The organism is Mitsuokella apri (genome assembly GCF_051886055.1).
Taxonomy (GTDB): Bacteria; Bacillota; Negativicutes; order Selenomonadales; family Selenomonadaceae; genus Mitsuokella.
The window spans coordinates 1-5,672 of record NZ_JBJEXT010000057.1 but is presented as its reverse complement, the minus strand read 5'-3'; the positions used below and the strand labels follow the sequence as shown (position 1 = coordinate 5,672).

6 protein-coding genes are annotated in these 5,672 nt (G+C 53.6%); all 6 read left to right on the top strand.

Translation table 11 applies throughout. The annotated features are described in order from the left end of the window. Positions 1-828, top strand: an 828-nt coding sequence (locus tag ACI4OH_RS08475) for a phosphoribosylaminoimidazolecarboxamide formyltransferase (protein WP_439784591.1), incomplete at its 5' end; no start/stop codon positions are given. A 213-nt stretch (positions 829-1,041) separates the two neighbouring features. Beyond that, the gene (locus ACI4OH_RS08470; protein WP_439784590.1) at positions 1,042-2,190 is read left to right on the top strand and encodes a hypothetical protein; all 1,149 of its coding nucleotides are present in this window, start codon (positions 1,042-1,044) and stop codon (positions 2,188-2,190) included. A gap of 206 nt (positions 2,191-2,396) precedes the next feature. Then, the gene (locus ACI4OH_RS08465; RefSeq protein ID WP_439784589.1) at positions 2,397-3,245 is read left to right on the top strand and encodes a transposase; all 849 of its coding nucleotides are present in this window, start codon (positions 2,397-2,399) and stop codon (positions 3,243-3,245) included. Positions 3,246-3,393: 148 nt separating this feature from the next. Then, positions 3,394-3,993 (top strand): biotin transporter BioY, encoded by a 600-nt coding sequence (locus ACI4OH_RS08460; protein ID WP_439784588.1) that lies wholly within the window; start codon positions 3,394-3,396, stop codon positions 3,991-3,993. A 2-nt stretch (positions 3,994-3,995) separates the two neighbouring features. Then, positions 3,996-4,682: a dethiobiotin synthase gene (bioD, locus tag ACI4OH_RS08455; protein ID WP_439784587.1), complete on the top strand. Its 687-nt coding sequence runs from the start codon at positions 3,996-3,998 to the stop codon at positions 4,680-4,682. A 16-nt stretch (positions 4,683-4,698) separates the two neighbouring features. Beyond that, the coding region (gene bioA / locus ACI4OH_RS08450) for an adenosylmethionine--8-amino-7-oxononanoate transaminase (protein ID WP_439784586.1) at positions 4,699-5,672 on the top strand (974 nt) is incomplete at its 3' end.

Here is a 5,672-nt window from a genome sequence, read left to right as displayed (position 1 = left end):
TTCGTCGCCCTGTCCGATGAATGCGATGCCCAGACGGCTTCGTTCCTCAAACGCGAAGTTTCCGACGGCATCATCGCTCCGTCGTATTCGCCGGAGGCTCTCGAAATCCTCAAATCAAAACGCAAGGGCACATACCTGATTCTGCAGATGGACCCTTCGTATGAGCCGGAAGAATTTGAACGCAAACAGGTCTTCGGCGTCACGTTTGAACAGAAGCGCAACGATGTCAAGATTACGGAAGACTGCCTCAAGGATATTGCGACGAAGAACCACGACCTGCCCGAAAGCGCGAAGCGCGACCTGCTGATTGCCCTGATTACGCTCAAGTACACGCAGTCCAACTCCGTCTGCTACACGAAGGACGGCCAGGCCATCGGCATCGGCGCCGGTCAGCAAAGCCGCGTTCACTGCACGCGCCTCGCCGGCACGAAAGCCGACAACTGGTTCCTGCGCCAGAGCCCGCAGGTCCTGAACCTCCCGTTCAAACCGGAAGTGCGCCGTCCGGACCGCGACAACGCCATCGACGTCTACATCGGCGAAGAATGGGAAGACCTGCTCGAGACCGATGACTGGAAACGCGTCTTCACGGAAAAACCGCCGGTCTTCACGCGCGAAGAAAAGAAAGCCTGGCTCAAGAAAGAGACGGGCGTCTCCCTTGGCTCGGATGCCTTCTTCCCGTTCGGCGACAATATCGAGCGCGCCCACAAGAGCGGCGTAACCTACGTTGCCCAGACGGGCGGCTCCATCCGCGATGACAATGTCATCGAGACGGCCGATAAATACAACATGACGATGGCCATGACGCACATTCGCCTGTTCCATCACTGATATTTCACGCGCATAAAAGAGCCCCGGTCCAGCAGGCCGGGGCTCTTTTATGCGCCGGGATTTTTGTCGCCATGAGCCAGAGCTGAGCGATACGCAAAATTCGAATAAGTCTTTTACCATTGCCCCCATTTGCGCTACAATAGGGAGTAGAATATATGAGTGTACTGCGGCAACACATGCCGTAACCTGCGCGATGAGAAATGAGGCGATTGTATGGTTTTTCAGAAATTCGGAGCACTGGCCATGGTGCCCGTGCTCGTAGCAGCAGCGCCTGCCTATGCCGAATGGCACGGCAATGCCCATATCGAGACTGTTGAGGTGACGGGCAGCTATCTGACGGATGACATCTCGGAGGCGGGGCTCAAGAAGGCCCGCGAAGAAGCGCACAAGGACGCCCTGCGCCTGGCAACCGAGAAGGCCGGCGTCTTTGTCCAGAGTTATTCCAAGACACACAATCAGGTTCTTACTGAAGATGAGATTCAATCCATCTCTGGCAACATCCTCGCCGTCCAGAACGAGTCGTATGCAATGAGCAAGACAAACGACGGCTACACGCTCGTCACCTGCCATCTGACAGCCTACATTCAGCTCGACCAGGTCGACCTCAACCAGGCCATCCAGCAGATCAACATCGAGGGCGAAAACAGGGAGCTCAAGGCCGTCATCGAAGGCCTCAAGCACAGCCAGGGCAAGACAGGCGAGCTGCCATACGGCACGGCTTACTTCCAGAAATTTGCCCAAAACAGCTCCCTGCTCAAGAAGGTCTGTGACGTAGGCTACGATGTCGACAGCGTGAGCTACGACAAGGCGACGGGCCTGATCCGCTACAACCGGTTCACAAGAGCCGTGGACGATGATCAGCTCTATGCGTTCCACGTCGAGCTCTCCTATCCGGATAATACCGAACGCATCTACAAGATCACAAAGATCACCGAGAAACCGTTCCAGACCGTCGAGTTGAAGTTCAAAAACGCGCGCACGACCATGCTGCCGATTGCTACCTATTCCACTGACGACTACTATCGCCGCCTGGTCTGCAAGCAGCTGCAGCTGCCCGAGTACGCTCATCTCAAGCAGCCGGGCTGGGGCCCAATCCCTCTGCTCGACCCGCCGCTCTACACCGATAAGCTCAACATGAAGCGCATCGATGGCATGCTCTACTGCTCGCTGGCCGATACCGAGGACGGCCTCGCCAACTTGCTCTTCCCGAGTTTCGCCGTCCGCTACGACCCACAGCGCAAAGTCCTCGAAGAGGCCGATATCCTCTACACCGACAGCTGGATCCCCGCCAGAACGGAATATCTCGCCGCCATCCCCTACCTTGACTTCCTCTACCACGACGGTGACTTAGAAAATCCCTGATCACCATCAACAGGCCAGCCTACACATTACAATGAATAAGCCAAATAAAAGGGGCTGTGAAATAACAGGCCTCTAAAAAGCAAAGTGCCGCATGCTCATTGAGCATGCGGCACTTTTTGTAGTAAAATTCTCTATATCCCACTATGGAAAACATTCCCACGTATCATTCTTTTGGCTATTTCATTTACGATGTACTCCAGCCATCCGTGGAAGAATTGTTCTGCGACCTTAACCGTAAGATATTTGCAGAAGAGCATGTCGATCTCAACCACCTATACATTGACGGTTCAAAATTCGAAGCAAATGCGAATAAATATCAATGGGTGTGGAAGAAGGCGACGGAGAAATCCCGGTACCGTTTCTCCGCAAAGATAACCGCGTTATTCAAGGAAATCAATGTAGAGCTGGTTCCTAGCGGCATTGCCATCCCTACGAACACAGAGTATGTCCCAGAATATCTGACCGAGGTGCTAAAGCAGTACACGGCCTTCTGGAAGCTCGATGAAGCAGATTTCGTCCATGGACGTGGGCACCACAAGAGCCCGCAGCAGCGGCATTACGAGCGACTCCAGGAATATACAAACAAGCTGAAAGAGTACAATCCCTACCGAGCCGTGAACTTCCATATTGATGAGACTGGCACGCTGCGTTGCCCCAATGAACGGGCATTCCGTTTCTTCTATCGCCAGCATGTAAGAGGACCCCATTTGGGCCGCCAGGAAGAAGTCTACCAATGCGAGGACTGTACTGGCTGTCCCTATGCACCAGACTGCAAGCGGACAGACGGGAACGGAACCGTCCGGATGAACCGAGAACTGACTGCCATGCACCAAGAAGTCGTGGAAAACCTGAACAGCATCCAGGGCGCGCTGCTACGGATGAACCGTTCGATTCAAGCAAAAGGGACGTTTGGCATCCTGAAGACGGACCGTTGGTACAGGAAAATAGTGCGGAGAGGCAGTATTGCCGTCCGCACAGAGATTTTCTTGGTTTCGATAGGGCACAACCTGTATACATACTACAACAAAAAGCAAAAGATGAGACAAGCCGCATAAATGAATGTTGCACCATTCTATGGGGAAAGGGGCCGTATACCCTTTTTTTGCCCCTATTGTTAACTATATATTTATTTAAAGTTGACAGTAAACCAGTAAAGGGGTATCCTATTAACCATGAATATCATAGTATCAGGAGGATTTATTCATGAAAAGACTACCGCTTCGCGAATTGGTGCTCTGCGCCCTCTTCATTGCCTTGATTACCATTGGTACCTTCATCCGCATTCCCGTGGGCACGGATGTCTATACTTTGCAGTTCCTGTTCACGCTGCTCGCAGGGCTCATGCTCGGCGCGCGCCTTGGCGCCATCGCCGTCGGGGCTTACGTCCTTTTGGGACTTCTCGGCGTGCCGGTCTTTGCCTCGGGCGGCGGCCCTGCCTACCTGCTGCAGCCGACGTTCGGCTATCTCCTCGGTTTTATCCTGCAGGCGTGGTTCTGCGGTAAATTTGCCCACAGCTTAAAACATATCTCTTTCCGCAGCCTGCTGGCCGTGAATTTCGGCGGCATGGTCATTGTCTACCTCATCGGCATCAGCTGGTTTTATCTCGTCTCAAATTACGTCATCGACGCGCCGATTGCCCTCTGGGCCGCGATTTTTTACTGCGGCATCCTGCAGGCAGGCCCGGATTTCCTGCTCTGCATGGCCGCGGCCGGTCTCGGTCTGCGCTGTTACCGCGCAGGACTCTGGCTCAACGCAGCGCAGGCATCGACAGCTGCAGCATCTGCTATCAAGGAGGCTGACTGATTATGGGCAAAACACTTTTTATCACAGGCACGGGTACCGATGTCGGCAAAACCTATGTGACCGCCCTGATTGTCAAGAAACTGCGTGACGCAGGACTCAGCACCGGCTATTACAAAGCGGCTCTTTCCGGCGCCGTCCCGGATGATACGAACAGCCTGCAGGCCGGCGATGCCCTTTACGTCAACCGCATCGCTAAGATTGGCGAACGTCAGGAAAATCTCGTTTCCTACGTATATAAAGAAGCCGTCTCCCCTCACCTCGCAGCTAAAATCAATCGGCAGCCTATTGACTTTGACCGCGTCGAAAACGACTTTACGCGGGCGAAAGAAACATACGACTACCTGACCATGGAAGGCAGCGGCGGCATCATCTGCCCGCTGCGCTGGGACGATACGATGCACATGGGGCTCGACGACCTCGTAAAGAGACTCAATCTCGGTGTACTCATCGTCGCCGACGCCGGCCTTGGCACCATCAACAGCACTGTGCTGACGATTGAGCACCTAAACGCCCGTCATATCCCGATTCGCGGCATTATCTTCAACCACTATATTCCGGGGGACATCATGCAGGACGACAACGCCAGGATGATTGCCGAAATGACCGGTGTCGCTATCCTCGCTTTTGTAAAAGATGGTGACAGCAGCTTAGATATAGACGCCGACGTACTGAAATATCTCTACACCTGACGAAAAGGAACGATCGATGCATACCTGTAAATCTTACGAGCAGCGCGACCTTGACCTCATATGGCATCCCTGCTCCCAAATGAAAGACTACGAAACACTGCCGCCCATCATCGTTGACCATGCCAAGGGAATCTGGCTTTACGATATTCACGGCAAAAAATATCTCGACATCGTGAGCTCCTGGTGGGCCAATCTGTTCGGCCACTGCAACAAAGAAATCAATGAGGCTATCAAGGAGCAGCTCGACCGTCTTGAACATGTCATCTTCGCGAATTTCAGCCATAAACCGGCCATTGAACTCGCGGAAGTACTCAAGGAAATCACGCCGGCCAAAAACAGGAAATTTCATTTCAACGACAACGGATCTGCTTCTGTCGAATGTGCCCTGAAGATGTGCTTCCAATTCTATCAGCAGGGCGGCAAGCCTGAGAAAAAACGCTTCATGTGCCTCTCAGACGGCTATCACGGCGAAACGATTGGGGCCCTTTCGGTCGGCAGCATGGACCTTTATGCCAAACTCTACCAGCCCATGATGATGGACAATATCCATATCAAAGCCCCCGACTGTTACCGCTGTCCATACGGAAAGACGCGTGAATCCTGTCAATGCGAATGCTTCATCCATGCCGAAAAAGCCTTTGCCGCCCATGCTGAAGAAACGGCAGCGATGATTGTCGAGCCGCTGCTGCAGGGCAGTGCCGGCATGCGCATTTATCCTCCGCTCTACCTGAAAAAGCTTCGCCGTCTCTGTGATGCCCATGATGTCAAATTGATTTTTGACGAGATTGCCACGGGCTTTGGCCGCACGGGCACGATGTTCGCCTGTGAGCAGGCTGACGTCAGTCCGGACATTCTCTGTCTTTCAAAAGGCCTGACAGGCGGCTATCTGCCGATGTCCGTCACCTGCGTCAGCGAAGAAATCTACGATGCGTTTTACGCCGACTACGGGCAAGGCCGCGCTTTCCTGCACAGCCATACGTATGCCGGCAA

Coding starts and splice junctions, on each gene's coding strand:
- ACI4OH_RS08470 (WP_439784590.1), top strand. CDS start 1,042: ATGGTTTTTCAGAAATTCGGAGCACTGGCCATGGTGCCCGTGCTCGTA.
- ACI4OH_RS08460 (WP_439784588.1), top strand. CDS start 3,394: ATGAAAAGACTACCGCTTCGCGAATTGGTGCTCTGCGCCCTCTTCATT.
- bioD (WP_439784587.1), top strand. CDS start 3,996: ATGGGCAAAACACTTTTTATCACAGGCACGGGTACCGATGTCGGCAAA.